The 15,436-nt window shown below is 66.6% G+C and carries 15 protein-coding genes; 12 read left to right on the top strand and 3 right to left on the bottom strand.

Going from position 1 to position 15,436, the window contains the following annotated elements:
* The first annotated feature begins 1 nt into the window (after position 1).
* From ABD974_RS07730 to ABD974_RS07775, 10 genes are all read left to right on the top strand, one after another.
* Entirely contained in the window at positions 2-193 is a 192-nt protein-coding gene (locus ABD974_RS07730) for a cbb3-type cytochrome oxidase subunit 3 (protein WP_345302721.1), read from the top strand.
* Entirely contained in the window at positions 190-1,137 is a 948-nt protein-coding gene (ccoP, locus tag ABD974_RS07735) for a cytochrome-c oxidase, cbb3-type subunit III (protein WP_345302722.1), read from the top strand. The genes ABD974_RS07730 and ccoP overlap by 4 nt, the downstream gene beginning before the upstream one ends.
* 28 nt (positions 1,138-1,165) lie before the next feature.
* Positions 1,166-1,537, top strand: a complete 372-nt coding sequence (locus ABD974_RS07740) for a hypothetical protein (RefSeq protein ID WP_345302723.1) — start codon at positions 1,166-1,168, stop codon at positions 1,535-1,537.
* 79 nt (positions 1,538-1,616) lie between these two features.
* A complete protein-coding gene (locus ABD974_RS07745; protein WP_345302724.1) occupies positions 1,617-3,164 on the top strand; it encodes a 4Fe-4S dicluster domain-containing protein in 1,548 nt (515 codons plus the stop codon).
* Complete coding sequence (locus ABD974_RS07750) at positions 3,161-3,724, top strand: FixH family protein (RefSeq protein WP_345302725.1); 564 nt, start codon at positions 3,161-3,163, stop codon at positions 3,722-3,724. The genes ABD974_RS07745 and ABD974_RS07750 overlap by 4 nt, the downstream gene beginning before the upstream one ends.
* A gap of 19 nt (positions 3,725-3,743) precedes the next feature.
* The gene (locus ABD974_RS07755; protein ID WP_345302726.1) at positions 3,744-4,214 is read left to right on the top strand and encodes a methyltransferase family protein; all 471 of its coding nucleotides are present in this window, start codon (positions 3,744-3,746) and stop codon (positions 4,212-4,214) included.
* 38 nt (positions 4,215-4,252) lie between these two features.
* The gene (locus ABD974_RS07760; RefSeq protein ID WP_345302727.1) at positions 4,253-6,691 is read left to right on the top strand and encodes a heavy metal translocating P-type ATPase; all 2,439 of its coding nucleotides are present in this window, start codon (positions 4,253-4,255) and stop codon (positions 6,689-6,691) included.
* A 68-nt stretch (positions 6,692-6,759) separates the two neighbouring features.
* On the top strand, positions 6,760-6,945 hold the full coding sequence (gene ccoS / locus ABD974_RS07765; RefSeq protein WP_345302728.1) for a cbb3-type cytochrome oxidase assembly protein CcoS: 186 nt from the start codon (positions 6,760-6,762) through the stop codon (positions 6,943-6,945).
* Positions 6,946-7,074: 129 nt separating this feature from the next.
* Positions 7,075-7,809, top strand: coding sequence for a sulfite exporter TauE/SafE family protein (locus ABD974_RS07770; RefSeq protein ID WP_345302729.1), 735 nt, complete (start codon positions 7,075-7,077; stop codon positions 7,807-7,809).
* A gap of 79 nt (positions 7,810-7,888) precedes the next feature.
* Positions 7,889-8,803, top strand: a complete 915-nt coding sequence (locus tag ABD974_RS07775; RefSeq protein ID WP_425562643.1) for a pseudouridine synthase — start codon at positions 7,889-7,891, stop codon at positions 8,801-8,803.
* 313 nt (positions 8,804-9,116) lie between these two features.
* On the opposite strand, the gene ABD974_RS07780 is transcribed toward ABD974_RS07775, so the two are convergent.
* The 3 genes from ABD974_RS07780 to recQ form a co-directional block, all read right to left on the bottom strand.
* A complete protein-coding gene (locus ABD974_RS07780) occupies positions 9,117-10,010 on the bottom strand; it encodes a hypothetical protein (protein ID WP_345302731.1) in 894 nt (297 codons plus the stop codon).
* A gap of 24 nt (positions 10,011-10,034) precedes the next feature.
* Positions 10,035-10,328 carry a hypothetical protein gene (locus ABD974_RS07785; RefSeq protein ID WP_345302732.1) on the bottom strand — a complete coding sequence of 98 codons (294 nt, stop codon included), beginning with the start codon at positions 10,326-10,328 and terminating at the stop codon, positions 10,035-10,037.
* 204 nt (positions 10,329-10,532) lie between these two features.
* Positions 10,533-12,356 carry a DNA helicase RecQ gene (gene recQ / locus ABD974_RS07790; RefSeq protein ID WP_345302733.1) on the bottom strand — a complete coding sequence of 608 codons (1,824 nt, stop codon included), beginning with the start codon at positions 12,354-12,356 and terminating at the stop codon, positions 10,533-10,535.
* A gap of 149 nt (positions 12,357-12,505) precedes the next feature.
* Here recQ and dut point away from each other — a divergent pair, with 149 nt between their 5' ends.
* Both dut and ABD974_RS07800 read left to right on the top strand, forming a co-directional pair.
* On the top strand, positions 12,506-12,964 hold the full coding sequence (gene dut, locus ABD974_RS07795) for a dUTP diphosphatase (RefSeq protein WP_345302734.1): 459 nt from the start codon (positions 12,506-12,508) through the stop codon (positions 12,962-12,964).
* 83 nt (positions 12,965-13,047) lie between these two features.
* Entirely contained in the window at positions 13,048-15,342 is a 2,295-nt protein-coding gene (locus ABD974_RS07800; protein ID WP_345302735.1) for a phosphomannomutase/phosphoglucomutase, read from the top strand.
* Positions 15,343-15,436 lie beyond the last annotated feature (94 nt).

Genomic DNA, 15,436 nt, shown 5'->3' on the forward strand with positions numbered 1-15,436 from the left:
CATGATGTCCGGCATCGTCACCGCCATCCTGCTGGTGTTGTTCCTGGTCGGCAGCGTGTGGGCCTTCAGCCCGCGCCGCAAGCCGGAATTCGAAGCCGCCGCGCGCATGGCGCTCGGCGAGGACGACGCACCTGAAACCGCATCCAATCCAGTCGAACAGAGCAGAACGAAACAAGAGGAGAGCGCCCGATGAGCGCCGCCAACGTGGGTACGGGCATGAGCGGAGGCTGGTCCGCCTTCGTCATGGCACTGGTCGTGTTGAACGTGGTCGGCTGTGTCTGGCTGATCTGGTGGACCGCCAAGCGCCGTCCCGGCGATCCCGGCCCGACCGACACCAGCCATGTCTGGGACGAGAACATCACCGAGTACAACAAGCCGTTGCCGAAGTGGTGGAACAATCTCTTCTACCTCACCATCGTCTTCACCATCGGCTATCTCGCGTGGTTCCCCGGCCTGGGCGCCTTCGCAGGCACCAGCGGCTGGACGTCCGCCAAGCAGCACGATGCCGACAAGGCCGCGCAGGACAAGAAGCTGGCCGCCACCTTCGCGCCGTACGAAGGCAAGGCCATCGACGAGATCGCGAAGGATCCGAAGGGTCTGCGTCTGGGCAAGGCGGTGTTCGCCAACAACTGCGCCACCTGCCACGGCTCCACCGCGCAGGGCGCGATCGGTTATCCGAACCTCACCGACAACATCTGGCATTGGGGCGGTGCGCCCGATCAGATCCTCGAGACCGTGCTGAACGGGCGTCAGGCGGCGATGCCGGCCTGGGAAAGCGCGCTCGGCGGCAAGCAGGGCGTGACCGCGGTGGCCGTTTATCTGCAGTCGATGCGTGGCGAGAAGGTCGACACCAGTCTGGCCAATATCGGCAAGAACAAGTACGAGACCATCTGCGTCAGTTGCCATGGCCCCGACGGCAAGGGCATGCAGGCGCTGGGTGCGCCCGATCTGACCGACGATTACTGGTTGTACGGCGAAAGCCTCGCCGCGCTCGAACAGAGCATCGGTCAGGGCCGCAACGGACAGATGCCCGCGCATGCGCCGATCGTCGGCGAGACCCGCGCCCGCCTGGCGGCCGCGTATGTCTGGTCGCTGTCGCAGGGCAAGGCGAACGCGCCGCAGGGTGGCGCACAATAAGCCTCATCAACCGAGACGGAGGCGTGCGATGACCCGGGATGCTTCGAATCAGGATGCTTCCAATCAGGACGCTTCGAACCCGCATGCCGACCCGGCCTTCGCACGGATCTCCGCGCCGCTTCCGTTCGATCATCCGCCCCGGCCGCTCTCGCAGCGGCTCGGGGCGATTCTCTGGCCGAGCTTCTTCGCCGCCGGCGTTTCGACCATGGTCTGTTTCGCGCTGCTCGACCCGCTGACGCTGCGCGACATGACGTTCCCGCACCTCGACATCAATCGCGAGACCGGATACGCCATCGGTTTCTTCGCGTTCTGGCTGGCCACCGCCGCCTCCAGTCTGTTCACCTGGATCCTGCTGCGCCCGGCGAGTCGCTTCAATCATCCATTGAAGCGCGAAGATTAATTTAGTGATTTCTAATATATAATCTTCCTGCCGTCGCACGCCGCGCCCGGCAACGCCTCCCTTCGCCTCCGCAGCCGCCATGAAAAAGCAGATTCCGCTCCAGGTCGCCGACGAACCGGCATCGATGTACGTCAGCGAGCAGAAGATCCATCCGCGCGAGATCGACGGCCGTTTCCAGCGCCTGCGCGCGATCGCGGTGTGGGTGCTGCTGGGCATGTTCTACGTGTTCCCGTGGATCAACTGGGACGGTCGCCAATCGGTGCTGTTCGATCTGCCCGCGCGCAAGTTCTACGTGTTCTGGCTGAATTTCTGGCCGCAGGATTTCGTGTTCCTTGCGATGCTGCTGATCATCGCCGGCCTGTCGCTGTTCTTCTTCACCGCGCTGGCGGGACGCCTGTGGTGCGGTTACGCCTGTCCGCAGACGGTGTGGACCGAGGTCTTCATCTGGATCGAGCAGTGGGCCGAGGGCGATCGCAACAAGCGGATGAAATTCGACAAGTCGCCGTGGACCGCGGAGAAGATCCGGCGTCGCGGCGGCAAGCACGTGCTGTGGCTGGTGTTCGCGCTGTGGACCGGCTTCACCTTCGTCGGCTTCTTCACTCCGATCCGCGAGCTTGCTGATCGCTTCGTGCCGTTTGCGTGGGGCGGGTGGGAAACCTTCTGGGTGTTGTTTTACGCATTGGCCACCTGGGGCAACGCCGGTTTCCTGCGCGAGCAGGTGTGCAAGTACATGTGCCCCTACGCGCGCTTCCAGAGCGCGATGTTCGACCGCAACACCCTGATCATCGCCTACGACCCGATGCGCGGCGAGCCGCGCGGCGCGCGCAAGAAAGGCAAGGTCGCCAGCGTGCTGGAACGCGGTCGCGGGTTGCTCGACAAGGCCCTCGCCTACGACTACGTCTTCCGCGCTGCGCATCACCACACCGCCGCCGACAACCTCGTCGCCGCGCGCGGCAACACCGCCATCGCCGATCCCGGCCTGAAGGCGGAACCGCTGCCGAAGTTCGAGCCCGAACAGCTCGGCGACTGCGTCGACTGCACCATCTGCGTGCAGGTCTGCCCGACCGGCATCGACATCCGCAACGGCCTGCAGTACGAGTGCATCGCCTGCGGCGCCTGCATCGACGCCTGCAACGAGGTGATGGACAAGGTCGGTTATCCGCGCGGCCTGATCCGCTACGCCACCCAGAACGAGATCGACGGCAAGCCGTCGAAGGTGCTGCGTCCGCGCATCTTCGTCTACGGCATCCTGCTGCTGACGCTGGTGATCGCCTGGGCCTGGAGCGTGACCCATCGCAGCGAACTGATCGTCGAAGTGCTGCGCGACCGCAACGCGCTCTATCGCGAAACCGCGGCCGGCGTGGAGAACGATTACACGCTGAAGTTGGTCAACAAGACGCAGCAGCCGCAGCGCTACCGCATCACCCTCGAAGCGCCGGACGGCATCGTGCTGCGCGAGGGCACGCAGACGATCGAGACCACCGCCGAACAGGTCCTCAGCCTGCCGGTGACGGTGATCGCCAAGGGTGAGATCATGGGCAAGCGCGAGATCGAATTCGTGGTGGTCTCCGCCGACGGCCGCTCGCGCGAAGAGATCCCCACCAGCTTCTTCGGGAAAACACCGTGAGCCGAGACGACATGCCCGCCGATCCGAAGCGCCAGTCGCCCTGGCGCAATCCGATGGTGTGGTTGATGGTGGGTTTCCCGCTGGCGGCGGTCGTCGCCGGTATCGCCACGGTTTTCATCGCGATCGACGCCGGCGGCAGCGACGCCATTCCTGACGACGTGCGTCGCACCGCGCAGATCCAGACCACCGAACTCGGTCCCGACGAGCGCGCCGCCGAGCGCAAGCTCGCGGCGGTGTTCAGCGTGCAGGAAGGCGCGGTGGAAGTGCTGGTCGCCACCGGCGACTTCGATCGCGGACACCCGCTGAAGCTGTCGCTGCTGCATCCGGTGGACGCCGCGCAGGACATCGCGTTGACCCTGCAGCCGAACGGACGCGGCGGCTGGAGCGCGACGCATGCGCTGGATGTCGGCCATGCCTGGCGCGTGCAGTTGCTGGACGATGCGGGCACCTGGCGTCTGCTCGCCCGCCTGCCGGCGGGCCAGCGCGGCGTCCTGCTGCGGCCTTCGCTGGCGGGCGACGACGATGCCGTCGCCACTCCGCCGCCCGCCAAGGCGCCATGAGCCACTGAGTCGGGTCCACATGTCGCGTCCGACGCCGCTCGACAACCGGATTCCGCCGCCGCTGGCGATGCTGCTGGTCGGCGCGGCGATGTGGGCGACGGCGTGGGCATGGCCTGCGCTGGCATTCGATCCGCCGCTGCGGCTGCCGCTGGCGGTGGCGATCGCGCTGATCGGAGTGGGCATCGAAATCGCCGCCGGATGGACGTTCCGTCGCGCGAGCACCACGGTGAATCCGCTGCGCCCGGAGAATGCGGCACGGCTGGTGACCGGCGGCCCGAACCGTTTCAGCCGCAATCCGATGTACCTCAGCCTCGCATTGCTGCTGTTGGCGTGGGCGGTATCGCTGGGGCACGCCGCCGCCTTCGCGCTGTGGGCGCTGTTTCCGCTGTTCATCACCCGCTTCCAGATCCTGCCGGAAGAGCGCGCGCTGGCCGCGCGCTTCGGCGACGCGTACGCGGCGTACTGCGCGAAGGTCCGGCGATGGCTGTGACCGGCGACGCCGGTGCGCGCTCTGGCATCATCGCGGCGATGAGCGACTCCCGTACGCCCGACCGCAGCACTGACCGCCTCCGCGCCACCTGCTTCCATTGCGGCGAACCGCTGCCCGCGCAGCCGGTGATCGACACCGTGTCCGGCGCCGAGCAACCCTTCTGCTGTACCGGCTGCGCCGCGGCCGCGCGCTGGATCGGCGAGGCGTCGCTTGACGACTACTACCGCCTGCGCCAGAGCGACGCCGCGCGCGTCGGCACCGAGACGCTGGATTACGCCAGTTGGGATCGCGACGATCTGCTGAGCGAGCACAGCGTCGCCGTCGACGGCGGTCGCGAGATCACCCTGCTCACCGACGGCATGCGCTGCGCGGCCTGCGCCTGGCTGATCGATCGCGCGCTGACCCGCGAGCCGGGCGTGCGCGAAGTCGCCGCCAACGCGGTCACCGGCCGCATCCGCATCGTCTGGGACAGCGCGCGCACGCCGCTGTCGACGCTGTTGTCGCGGTTGGCCGCGCTGGGCTATCGGCCGTCGCTGGCCACCGGCGAGGCGCGCGAACGCGAGCGCCGGCGCGAACGCAACCGCTGGCTGTTGCGACTGGGCGTGGCCGGGCTGGGCGCGATGCAGGCGATGATGTACGCCGAAGCGTTGTATCTCGATACCGCGGGCGAGATGTCGCTGGCTACCCGCGATTTCTTCCGCTGGATCACCTTCCTCGTGTCCACGCCGGTGGTGTTCTACGCCGGCTGGCCGTTCCTCGAAGGCATGTGGCGCGAACTGCGCGGCCGCCGCCTCGGCATGGACACGCTGATCGCCGGTTCGACCCTGCTGGCCTACTTCGCCAGCCTGTACGAAACCCTGCGCGGCGGCGCGCACGTGTGGTTCGATGCCGCGGTGATGTTCGTGTTCCTGCTGCTGACCGCGCGCATGCTGGAGCAGCGCGCGCGCGGCATCGCATCCGCGCAGGTGGACGCGCTGGCCCGCGCCCGCCCCGCGCTGGCGGCGCGCGAACGCGACGACGGCAGCGTCGAACAGATTCCGCTGAGCGCGCTCGCGGTCGGCGACATCGTGCGCGTCGCGGTGGGCGAGGGCGTGCCCGCGGATGGCGAGGTGCTGGGCGAAGCAGAGGCCGCCGACACCGCGTTCGACGAATCGCTGCTCACCGGCGAATCCGAGCCGGTGGCGAAAACCCCCGGCGCGATGGCATTCGCCGGCAGTGTCTGTCGCGAACGACCCGCGCGCCTGCGCGTCGCCCGCACCGGCGCCGACACCCGTTTGTCGCAGCTCACGCGTCTGGTCGAGCGCGCGCAGGAACAGCGGCCGCCGATCGCGCGCGCCGCGGACCGCATCGCGGGCTGGTTCGTGAGCGTGCTGATCCTCGCCGCCGCGCTGGTGTACGCATGGTGGCGCATGCACGAGCCTGCGCGCGCGTTCGAGGTCGCGCTGGCGGTGCTGGTGGTCAGCTGTCCGTGCGCGCTGTCGCTGGCGGTGCCCGCGGCGCTGGCCGCGGCGCACGGCGGGCTGGCGAAGCTCGGGGTGCTCGCGCTGCGCGGCGAGGCGCTGGACACGCTGGCGCGGGCCGATCGCATCGTGTTCGACAAGACCGGCACGCTCAGCGACCGCCGTCCGCGGCTTGCGGAGGTCGAGAGCTTCGACGGCATGACGGGGGACGCGGCGCTCGCCATCGCCGCCGCGCTGGAACGCGACAGCGGTCATCCGCTGGCCGCGGCCTTCGCCGATGCGGGCATCGCGGCGCAGCCGACCGTGACCGATCTGCGCAGCGAACCCGGCCACGGCGTCGCCGGGACGGTCGACGGCCGCGCGTGGCGGCTCGGTCGCGCCGCATGGGCCGCCGGTCGCGACGACGACGATGCGGTGTGGCTCGGCGACGGCGCGCGCGGCGTCGCCCGTTTCGTGCTGCGCGAAACCCCGCGCGCCGATGCCGCGGCGGCGCTCGCCGCGCTGCGCGCGCAGGGCCTGCGGGTCGCGCTGTGCAGCGGCGACGCCGAAGCGCCGGTGGCGCGCATGGCCGCGACCGTCGGCATCGCCGCCGACGACGTGCGCGCGCGGCAGACGCCGGAAGACAAGCTCGCCTACGTGCGCACGCGCCAGGCCGCGGGCGAGATCGTGGCGATGGTGGGCGACGGCATCAACGACGCCCCGGTGCTGGCCGGCGCCGATGTCTCGCTGGCCCTGGCCGACGGCGCCGCGCTGGCGCAGCGCGCGGCCGATTTCGTGGTCACGGGCGGCGCCCTGCGGCGCATTCCGCAGGCGATCGCGCTGGCCCGCCGCAGCCGCCGCATCGTTCGCCAGAACCTCGCCTGGGCGCTGGGCTACAACCTGCTGGCATTGCCGCTGGCGGCCACCGGCCAGGTCACGCCGTGGATCGCTGCGATCGGCATGGCGCTGTCGTCGCTGCTGGTGACGCTGAACGCGCTGCGCCTGAATCTCGCGGACGCGACCGACCCGGGCCACTGATCGAGGCCGGTCCGTGCATTTGACCCCGCTCAGAACCCTCGCCGGCCGCGGCACGTAGACTAGCGGTCATGAACATCCTCCTCGCACTCATTCCGATCAGCCTGCTGCTCCTGGGCGCGGCGATCTGGGCCTTCGTCTGGGCGGTGCGCAAGGGCCAATACGACGATCTCGATACCCCGGCGCTGGACATCCTCGTCGATGACGACAAGCCGATGCCGGTGGCGCAGGTTCGCCATGGCGACCGCGATCGGTAAACCCGTGCGGTCCGTCGTCTCCCTGTGGGAGCGACGGGAGTCGCGACTGCGGTCCGATCGCGTTGGCCGGCCGTCTCAACTCCTGTCGCGACTCCCGTCGCTCCCACAGTCGGCTGTGCAGGGCATGTCATGCTGATCGACTGGCTCGTCATCGGTGCCGCCCTGCTCAGCGGCCTGCTCGGCGGCGTGCATTGCGCCGCGATGTGCGGCGCCATCGCCACCAGCCTGTCGTTCGGCCAGAAGGCGGCGAACCCCGCGACGCAGTGGCTGCACGCGCTGCAGCCGAACCTCGGCCGCGTGCTCGGTTACACGCTCGCCGGCGCGATCGTCGGCGGCTTCGGTCACGGTCTCGTCACCGTGGCGCAGACGCCGAAACTCGCGCTGCTCATGCGCATCGCGGTCGGGCTGATGATGATCGTGGTCGCCGTGCGCCTGCTCGATCCGCGCGGCCGCTTCAATCCGCTCGCGCGTCCGGGCCGCGCGCTGTGGCAACACCTGCAGCCGCTGCAGCGCGCGCTGTTGCCGGCCGATACCGCGTTCAAGCGCATCGGCATCGGCCTGCTCTGGGGTTGGCTGCCCTGCGGCCTCAGCGCGACCCTGCTGGCGACCGCCTGGTTGCAGGCGAACGCCTTCAACGGCGCGCTCACCATGCTCGCCTTCGGCCTCGGCACGCTGCCGGTGATGCTGCCGTTGACGTGGAGCGGCGCGCGCCTCGGCCAGCGCCTGCAGCGCGGCGGCCTGCGCGCCGCCGCCGGCGTCTTCGTGCTGCTCGCCGGCGGCGTCACCATCGCCGCGCCGTGGCTGATGCAGGTGCCGGCGCTGCACGGCGTGCTCTCGGCGCTGGGGTGCCGGCCGCTGGTGTGAGCGGCGACAGCATGCCGTCGCGATCATGCGGGCGAGCATCGCGCATCGTTCGGTGAAACGTCCGCAGCGCCGCCGGACGATGCCGGTTCCTCCGTACACTGCCCGCATGCCATCACCACGCCCGATCGACGGCGTCTCCGCGAGTCGTTTCCAGTTGCCGCCCGGTCCGTGGGCGACGGTGCTGGAGGCGCTGTGCGCGTGTTTTCCGAGGGTCGAACGCGATGTCTGGGCGTCGCGATTCGCGCGCGGGCGGGTGTCGGATGCGGCGGGCGCCGTGCTGCGCGTGGATGCGCCGTATCGCCTCGGTGCGGAGATCCACTATTACCGCGAAGTCGTCGATGAGCCGCGCCTGGCGGCGGAAGAAACCATCCTGCACGTCGATGCGGATCTGATCGTCGTCGACAAGCCGCACGGCCTGCCGGTCGTGCCCGGCGGTGGCCATGTCGCGGAGACGCTGCTGGCGCGTCTGGTCCGACGCTTCGGCGACATCGGCATCGTGCCGTTGCACCGCCTGGACCGGCCGACCGCGGGGCTGGTGCTGTTTTCGGCCAATCCCACGACGCGCGCGCGTTATCAGGCGCTGTTCCGCGAACGCGCGATCGACAAGCGCTACGAAGCGATCGCGCCGCCGCTGCCGGCGCTCGCGTTTCCGCTGGAACGTCATACGCGCGTGGTGCGCGGCGAGCCGTTCTTCCGCATGCGCGAAGGCGACGGCGAACCGAACGCGCTCACCCGCATCGACGTGACCGAACGGAGGGCGGACGCCTGGCGTTACGCGCTGGAACCGGTGACCGGCCGGAAACATCAACTGCGCGTGCACATGGCCGCGCTGGGCGCGCCGATCCTGGGCGATCCGCTCTATCCGGTGCTGCGCGCCGACACGGACGATGCGCCGGAATACTCGCTGCAACTGCTGGCGCGATCGCTCGCGTTCGTCGATCCGCTCGACGGCAGGCACCGACGGTTCGAAAGCGAGCTGTCGCTGCGGATGTGAGCTGCGCGGGGTGCCCGATCAGCCCTGCTCCCGCACGACCTCCAGCACCTCCGCGCCGTAGCGCGCGAGCTTGGCGCCACCGATGCCGCCGATGGGCCGAGTTCCGGCATCGATTCCGGCCGGCGTTCGGCCTCTCGTGCGTCCGGGTCGTGCCATGTGACAAAAGCAGCAACTACTGCGGATCGAATTACTACCAGCATCTTCGTGCTGCTTGACGGTGGTGTCACCATCGCTGCAGCGTGGCTGATATAGCGACTGTCGCTGCACAACTCTCTCTCGGTGTTGGTGGATCTGGTTATTCTTTAAGGAATTTTTAGATTTCTATTTTCTGGGCTGGTATTGAATTCAAAACCCAACACTCTTGATGAGTATAGCGAGCATCAAGTGCATTTACGTATTTTTGTTCGGATGCCTCAAATTTCAATTTTATTGTCAAATCACTGGGGTCTTTTTCATGTTCTTCTTTGGCGGTAGTCCATTCCTTGTGCAAATCCAGCGAGCTGACGAAGGACGATATTTTTATTTCTTTATTTGCGCCATGTGACATGACGCCTGCGTATTTATAGGAGTCTATAATAGTCTTTTGTCCATCGCCATCAACATCAACGGGTGCAGTAATCCATTTAAAAATATACAAAAGGAAAAGGTTGGCCACCCAAATTACCGAGCCATTCAAAAAATTTTCTTCTGTTGATTTGCTAAGACTGTTATGAAGATTGGTTGCTCCGACAAGGATAACTTCGGGGCCATGCTCTACCCAGCTGCCTTTGTATTTCCCCGCGGGAACATAGTTAAAAATTCCTGCATTGCATTGCCCAAGATAAACAACGGCGCATTCTAACTTTGGCGATTCTTTTATAACTTTTATTAGTAAAAAAGGCGTGATGGGGGGTGATGCATCAATTCCATCAATGCTGCCATGGCCAGTGACAAACATGACCATATTTTCATGAGAGTTGTTCTTTTGATCATCGAAGAAGATGATGGAATCTTTTATTTCATATGTGTGCCTTGTGGCATTTGATATGATTTGAGAAATTAAATTTCTGTTTTTTCCATCGACGTAAATTACGATATCTTTTGGTGATATTCCTGCTGCTTCTAAACATAACAAACCAAATGCGATATCCCAAATATGTCTCTCTTCTGCGTCAGAACTAGAAGACAAGAATAAAATCCATTTGGTATTTCCTTTGGTTAGGCTCATTTCTTGGTCCTTGCCGAATGGAAGCTATCTCATGACTGCAACTGTTAGATTACTAAGAGAGTTTGGCCTTGGAATGTCTGAGAAGTAGAATAGTTCATCGATGCTTAAATCATCTACTTCACCTCCGATTTCATGGGTGATGTTTCCGATTTTGTCGAGACCAAATATGTTGTGGCCGACCTTCAAATAAAAACAAGCATCATCCTTCTCTTTTATTGATGACGACTTAAATAAAAGCCATTGCCCCAAATTGACACACTCCTTGATCGACTCATCGATTGCGGGTAGCGTTTTCGATGAAATATTTTTGAGCTTCATGGCGTCACCTAAGATTAATTAGTCCGTTCACGTAGACGAGTGCATCTGCATGCCTTGTCAATTTTGCCTATCCTCCGTCGCGGGGATTGAGACGTAGACTACTACCACAAAATTTTAGTCAGCGCATGTGCCATATTTGAATGAATATTTCTAATTAAAACAAATAGTTATAGAAATAGCGGCATGTTTGGCTAAGGCGTTGACTTAGGTGGCGAGATCCCTTCCCATCACCTGCTCCCGCACGACCTCCAGCACCTCCGCGCCGTAGCGCGCGAGCTTGGCGCCGCCGATGCCGCCGATGCGGCCGAGTTCCGGCATCGATTCCGGCCGGCGCTCGGCGATCTCTCGCAGGGTGCTGTCGTGGAAGATGACGTAGGCGGGGACGTTCTGGTCCTTCGCGAGGCGCGCGCGCAGGTCGCGCAGGGCGCGGAACAGCGCGAGGTCCTGCGATGCGACGGGCACGCCGCTGCGGGGGCCGCCGTCGCGGTCGCGCTTCGATTTTTCGACGACGTCCCGGCGCAGCATCACGGTCTGGCCGCCGGTGAGCACGGCGCGGCTGGCGTCGGTGAGGCGCAGGCCGCCGTAGGCGTCGGTGTCGATGGCCAGCAGGCCGCCGGCCACGAGCTGGCGGAACACGCCGCGCCAGGTCTTCGCGTCGAGATCGGCGCCGATGCCGTAGGTCGTGAGCCGGTCGTGGCCGAACTGGCGGATCTTCTCGCCTTCGCCGCCGCGCAGCACGTCGATCACGTGCGCGGCGCCGAAACGCTGGCCGGTGCGGTAGACGCAGCTCAGCGCCTTGCGTGCGGCCACGGTTGCGTCCCAGCTGTCGGCGGGCGTCAGGCAGTTGTCGCAGTGGCCGCAGGGATGCGGGTAGGTTTCGCCGAAGCCGGCGAGCAGCACCTGGCGGCGGCAGCGCATCGATTCGCAGTAGCCGAGCAGTTGGTCGAGCTTGCGGCGTTCCAGCTGCTTGCGCTCTTCGCCGGCCTCGGACTGCTCGATCATCTGTTTCAGCAGCACCATGTCGCCGAGGCCGTAGCACAGCCAGGCTTCGGCGGGCTCGCCGTCGCGGCCGGCGCGGCCGGTTTCCTGGTAATAGCCTTCCAGCGATTTCGGCAGGTCGATGTGGGCGACGAAACGCACGTCGGGTTTGTCGATGCCCATGCCGAACGCGATCGTCGCGACCATCACCACGCCGTCCTCGCGCAGGAACCGGCGCTGGTTCTGCGCGCGCACGTCGGCATCCAGGCCGGCATGGTAGGGCAGGGCCTTGAAGCCCTGGCCGGCGAGAAACTCCGCGGTTTCCTCGACCTTGCGCCGCGACAGGCCATAGACGATGCCCGCCTCGTCGCGATGCGCGCGCAGGAAGTCGAGCAACTGGCGCTTGCCGTTGTCCTTCTGCACCACGGTGTAGCGGATGTTCGGGCGGTCGAAGGAGCTGACGAACCGGCGCGCGTCTTCCAGCTGCAGGCGTTCGGCGATCTCGCGCTGGGTCGGCGGGTCGGCGGTGGCGGTGAGCGCGATCCGCGGCACGTCCGGCCAGCGTTCGTGAAGCACAGTCAGCTCACGGTATTCGCGGCGGAAATCGTGGCCCCACTGCGAGACGCAGTGTGCTTCGTCGATGGCGAACAGCCCGACCTTCGCCCGGTCCAGCAGCGACAGGAAACGCGGGGTGAGCAGGCGTTCCGGCGCGACGTACAACAGATCGAGTTCGCCGGCCAGCATCGCGCGTTCGATCCGCGCCGCCGATTCGGCGTCGAGCGTGGAGTTGAGATATTCGGCGCGCACGCCGAGCTGGCGCAGGGCTTCGACCTGGTCCTGCATCAAAGCGATCAGCGGCGACACGACCACGCCGACGCCGTCGCGCAGCAGCGCGGGCACCTGATAGCACAGCGACTTGCCGCCGCCGGTGGGCATCAGCACCAGGGCGTCGCCGCCGTCCGCGATGTGTTCGATGATGGCCCGCTGCTGGCCGCGGAAGTCCTCGTGACCGAAGACGCGGCGCAGCAGGTCCCGTGGAGACTCCTGCATCGCATCAGGGTAGCAGGCGCCGCAAGCGCGCCGCCGGCCGGTATCGCTGCCGTTCGGGTGCCATCGCGGGTTTGGCGCGGGCGGGGTCCTGCCACGATACTGGACGGCGTGCTTCCCGCCCGCTTCGACGATTCCATGGCCGCGATCCGATGACCCACACCCTGCAAGTGAAACTGCTCGATCCCCGCTTCGGCGGCGAATGGCCGCTGCCGGCCTATGCCACCGAAGCCAGCGCCGGGCTGGACCTGCGCGCCGCGCTGGACGCGCCGCTGACCCTGGCGCCGGGCGACGCGGCGCTGGTGCCCTCGGGGCTGGCCATCCACATCGGCGATCCCGGGCTGTGCGCGGTGATCCTGCCGCGCTCCGGGCTGGGCCACAAACACGGGATCGTGCTGGGCAACGGCACCGGCCTGATCGACGCCGATTACCAGGGGCCGTTGCTGATCAGCGTCTGGAACCGCGGCCGCGAGGCCTACGAGGTCACGCCGGGCGACCGGATCGCGCAACTGGTCATACTTCCGATCGTGCGCGCGGGCTTCGAGGTCGTGGATACTTTCACCGACAGCGCCCGGGGCGCCGGCGGCTTCGGCCACACCGGCGTGCGCTGATCGGCCTGGCCCGCCACAGGGTTCCTTTCCGCTTCACCCCGGCCGCATCGCGGCCGGCGACCGACAGGCACGAGATCGCATCGATGAAAGACAGTCTTCGCCAGCAACTGCTCCAGATCCGCCCCGCGATGAAGCCGGCTGCCGTGCTCTGCGCGCTGCTCGCGCTGTGGCTGGGCTGGAGCGGTGTGGCCCAGTTCCGCGACAACGAGCGGCGCGACGATCTGCAGGCCAGCCGCGACCGCGGCGTGCAACTGGTGCATCAGGCGCTGATGCAGCAACAGAAGCGCCTCACCGAAGCGCTGGCGTTGGCCGAAGTGCAGACCGCGCTTGCCGGCGACGACCTGGCCAGCGCGTCCAAGGTGATCAGCGCCGGCTGGCCGAACGTGTCGCTGGTGCAGGTGCTGCCGCCGGATCTGGACGATGTCTACGCAGGGTTGTCCAAGGGCGGCTACGGCAAGCTGGCGGTGGTGGAAGCCGCGCTGTCCGACGACAAGATCCGCACCTGGGTCATCCGTGATCTCAACCAACCGCGTCTGGCGCTGGCGGCGCCGGCCAAGGTCGGCGAACGGGTGGCAGGCGTGGTCTACGTGCAGTTGCCCTTCACCGAGCTCAGCTCGGGCCTGGAGGCCATCGGTCTGGCCGGCGACACCTATCTCGGCCTGCGCCAGGGCGGGGTGACGCTGTGGGAGCGCGGCGAAATCGCGTATGCGGACGGCGCCGAGCGCATGGCCACGGCCGTCGGCGACTCCGGTCTGCGCCTGGTCGCGGCCACATCGCCGCCGCCCGCACAGGCGCTGGGCCTGGGGCCGATGATCTCGCTGATCGCATCGGTGATCTTCGCCATCCTGGTGTACGTGACCTGGCGCATCTCGCGTCTGCACGCGGCCGCCGGCGCGGTCGACGAGTCGCCCACGCTGATGGAAGCGGTGGCCGCCGGACCCGACGACGACGCGTCGCCGCTGGCGATCGAGGTCCGCGAGGCGCCGAAACCCAAGCCGGTCCTGATCGATCGCAGCATTTTCCGCGCCTACGACATCCGCGGCGTGGTCGGCAGCACGCTGGACCGCAGCGTCGCCGAGCTGATCGGTCATTCGGTCGGTTCGCTGATGCAGGAACAGGATCTGCGCGACATCGTGATCGGCCGCGACGGCCGCCTGTCCGGGCCGGAAATGGTCGAGGGCCTGATCGCGGGCCTGCGCAAGGCCGGCGTGAACGTCACCGACATCGGCATGGTGCCGACGCCGGTGATCTATTTCGGCGCCTATCACCTGCGCACGGGCTGCTGCATTTCGGTCACCGGCAGCCACAATCCGCCGGACTACAACGGCTTCAAGATCGTGGTCGGCGGCGAAACCCTGTCCGGCGACGCCATCACCGACCTGCACGCGCGCATCGCCGAGAACCGCCTGCACACGGCCGCCGTGCCGGGCAATCTGGGCGAGCGCGACATCAGCGCCGATTACGTGCTGCGCATCGCGTCCGACGTGCAGCTGGGGCGTCGGCTCAAGGTCGTGGTCGACGCCGGCAACGGCGTCGCCGGCGAAATCGGCCCGCGCGTGCTCGAGGCCATCGGCGCGGAGGTCGAGGAGCTCTACTGCGAGATCGACGGCACCTTCCCGAACCATCACCCCGACCCGAGCGAGCCGCACAACCTCGAAGACCTGATCCGCATGGTGCAGCGTCTCGATGCCGACCTCGGCATCGCCTTCGACGGCGACGGCGACCGCCTGGGCGTGGTCACCCGCGATGGCGAGAACATCTACGCCGACCGCCTGCTGATGCTGTTCGCCGCCGACGTGCTGGAGCGCAACCCGGGCGCGATGATCGTCTATGACGTGAAATGCACCGGCCGCCTCGCCTCGCACATCCTCCGCCACGGCGGCAGCCCGTTGATGTGGAAGACCGGACATTCGCTGATCAAGGCGAAGATGCGCGAGACCGGCGCCGAGCTGGCCGGCGAGATGAGCGGCCACTTCTTCTTCGCCGAACGCTGGTACGGCTTCGACGACGGCATCTACGCTGCCGCGCGTCTGCTGGAGATTCTGGCCACCGCGCCGGAATTCCCGGACGAAGTGCTGCACGCGCTGCCCAAGGGCGTGTCCACGCCGGAGATCAAGGTCGATGCCCCCGGCGGCGACCCGCACAGCTTCGTCGAAACCTTCCGCGAGGGCGCGTTCTTCGAGGGTGGCCGGCTGTCGACCATCGACGGCCTGCGCGTGGACTGGCCGGACGGCTGGGGACTGGTGCGCGCGTCCAACACCACGCCGGTGCTGGTGATGCGCTTCGATGCCGACAACGCGGCGGCGCTGGCGCGCATCCAGGGCGTGTTCCGTGAGCGTCTGCTGCAGCTGAAACCGGATCTGGTGCTGCCGTTCTGATCGGGGCCGGCTGATCGCGGCCGGCCGATCCGGGCCGCTTCCACCGCCGCACCCGGTGCGCGGCGGGATGGAGCGACGATGCGGGGGGCGCCGA

The sequence above is a fragment of the Lysobacter hankyongensis genome (assembly GCF_039543145.1).
Taxonomy (GTDB): domain Bacteria; phylum Pseudomonadota; class Gammaproteobacteria; order Xanthomonadales; family Xanthomonadaceae; genus Lysobacter_I; species Lysobacter_I hankyongensis.

What these genes read in the sequence shown, in the direction of transcription:
- ABD974_RS07755 (WP_345302726.1), top strand. Translation starts at nt 3,744, where the DNA reads ATGTCGCGTCCGACGCCGCTCGACAACCGGATTCCGCCGCCGCTGGCG.
- ABD974_RS07745 (WP_345302724.1), top strand. Translation starts at nt 1,617, where the DNA reads ATGAAAAAGCAGATTCCGCTCCAGGTCGCCGACGAACCGGCATCGATG.
- ABD974_RS07800 (WP_345302735.1), top strand. Translation starts at nt 13,048, where the DNA reads ATGAAAGACAGTCTTCGCCAGCAACTGCTCCAGATCCGCCCCGCGATG.
- dut (WP_345302734.1), top strand. Translation starts at nt 12,506, where the DNA reads ATGACCCACACCCTGCAAGTGAAACTGCTCGATCCCCGCTTCGGCGGC.
- ccoS (WP_345302728.1), top strand. Translation starts at nt 6,760, where the DNA reads ATGAACATCCTCCTCGCACTCATTCCGATCAGCCTGCTGCTCCTGGGC.
- ABD974_RS07760 (WP_345302727.1), top strand. Translation starts at nt 4,253, where the DNA reads ATGAGCGACTCCCGTACGCCCGACCGCAGCACTGACCGCCTCCGCGCC.
- ABD974_RS07740 (WP_345302723.1), top strand. Translation starts at nt 1,166, where the DNA reads ATGACCCGGGATGCTTCGAATCAGGATGCTTCCAATCAGGACGCTTCG.
- ABD974_RS07730 (WP_345302721.1), top strand. Translation starts at nt 2, where the DNA reads ATGATGTCCGGCATCGTCACCGCCATCCTGCTGGTGTTGTTCCTGGTC.
- ABD974_RS07775 (WP_425562643.1), top strand. Translation starts at nt 7,889, where the DNA reads ATGCCGGTTCCTCCGTACACTGCCCGCATGCCATCACCACGCCCGATC.
- recQ (WP_345302733.1), bottom strand. Translation starts at nt 12,356, where the DNA reads ATGCAGGAGTCTCCACGGGACCTGCTGCGCCGCGTCTTCGGTCACGAG.
- ABD974_RS07785 (WP_345302732.1), bottom strand. Translation starts at nt 10,328, where the DNA reads ATGAAGCTCAAAAATATTTCATCGAAAACGCTACCCGCAATCGATGAG.
- ABD974_RS07780 (WP_345302731.1), bottom strand. Translation starts at nt 10,010, where the DNA reads ATGAGCCTAACCAAAGGAAATACCAAATGGATTTTATTCTTGTCTTCT.
- ABD974_RS07770 (WP_345302729.1), top strand. Translation starts at nt 7,075, where the DNA reads ATGCTGATCGACTGGCTCGTCATCGGTGCCGCCCTGCTCAGCGGCCTG.
- ccoP (WP_345302722.1), top strand. Translation starts at nt 190, where the DNA reads ATGAGCGCCGCCAACGTGGGTACGGGCATGAGCGGAGGCTGGTCCGCC.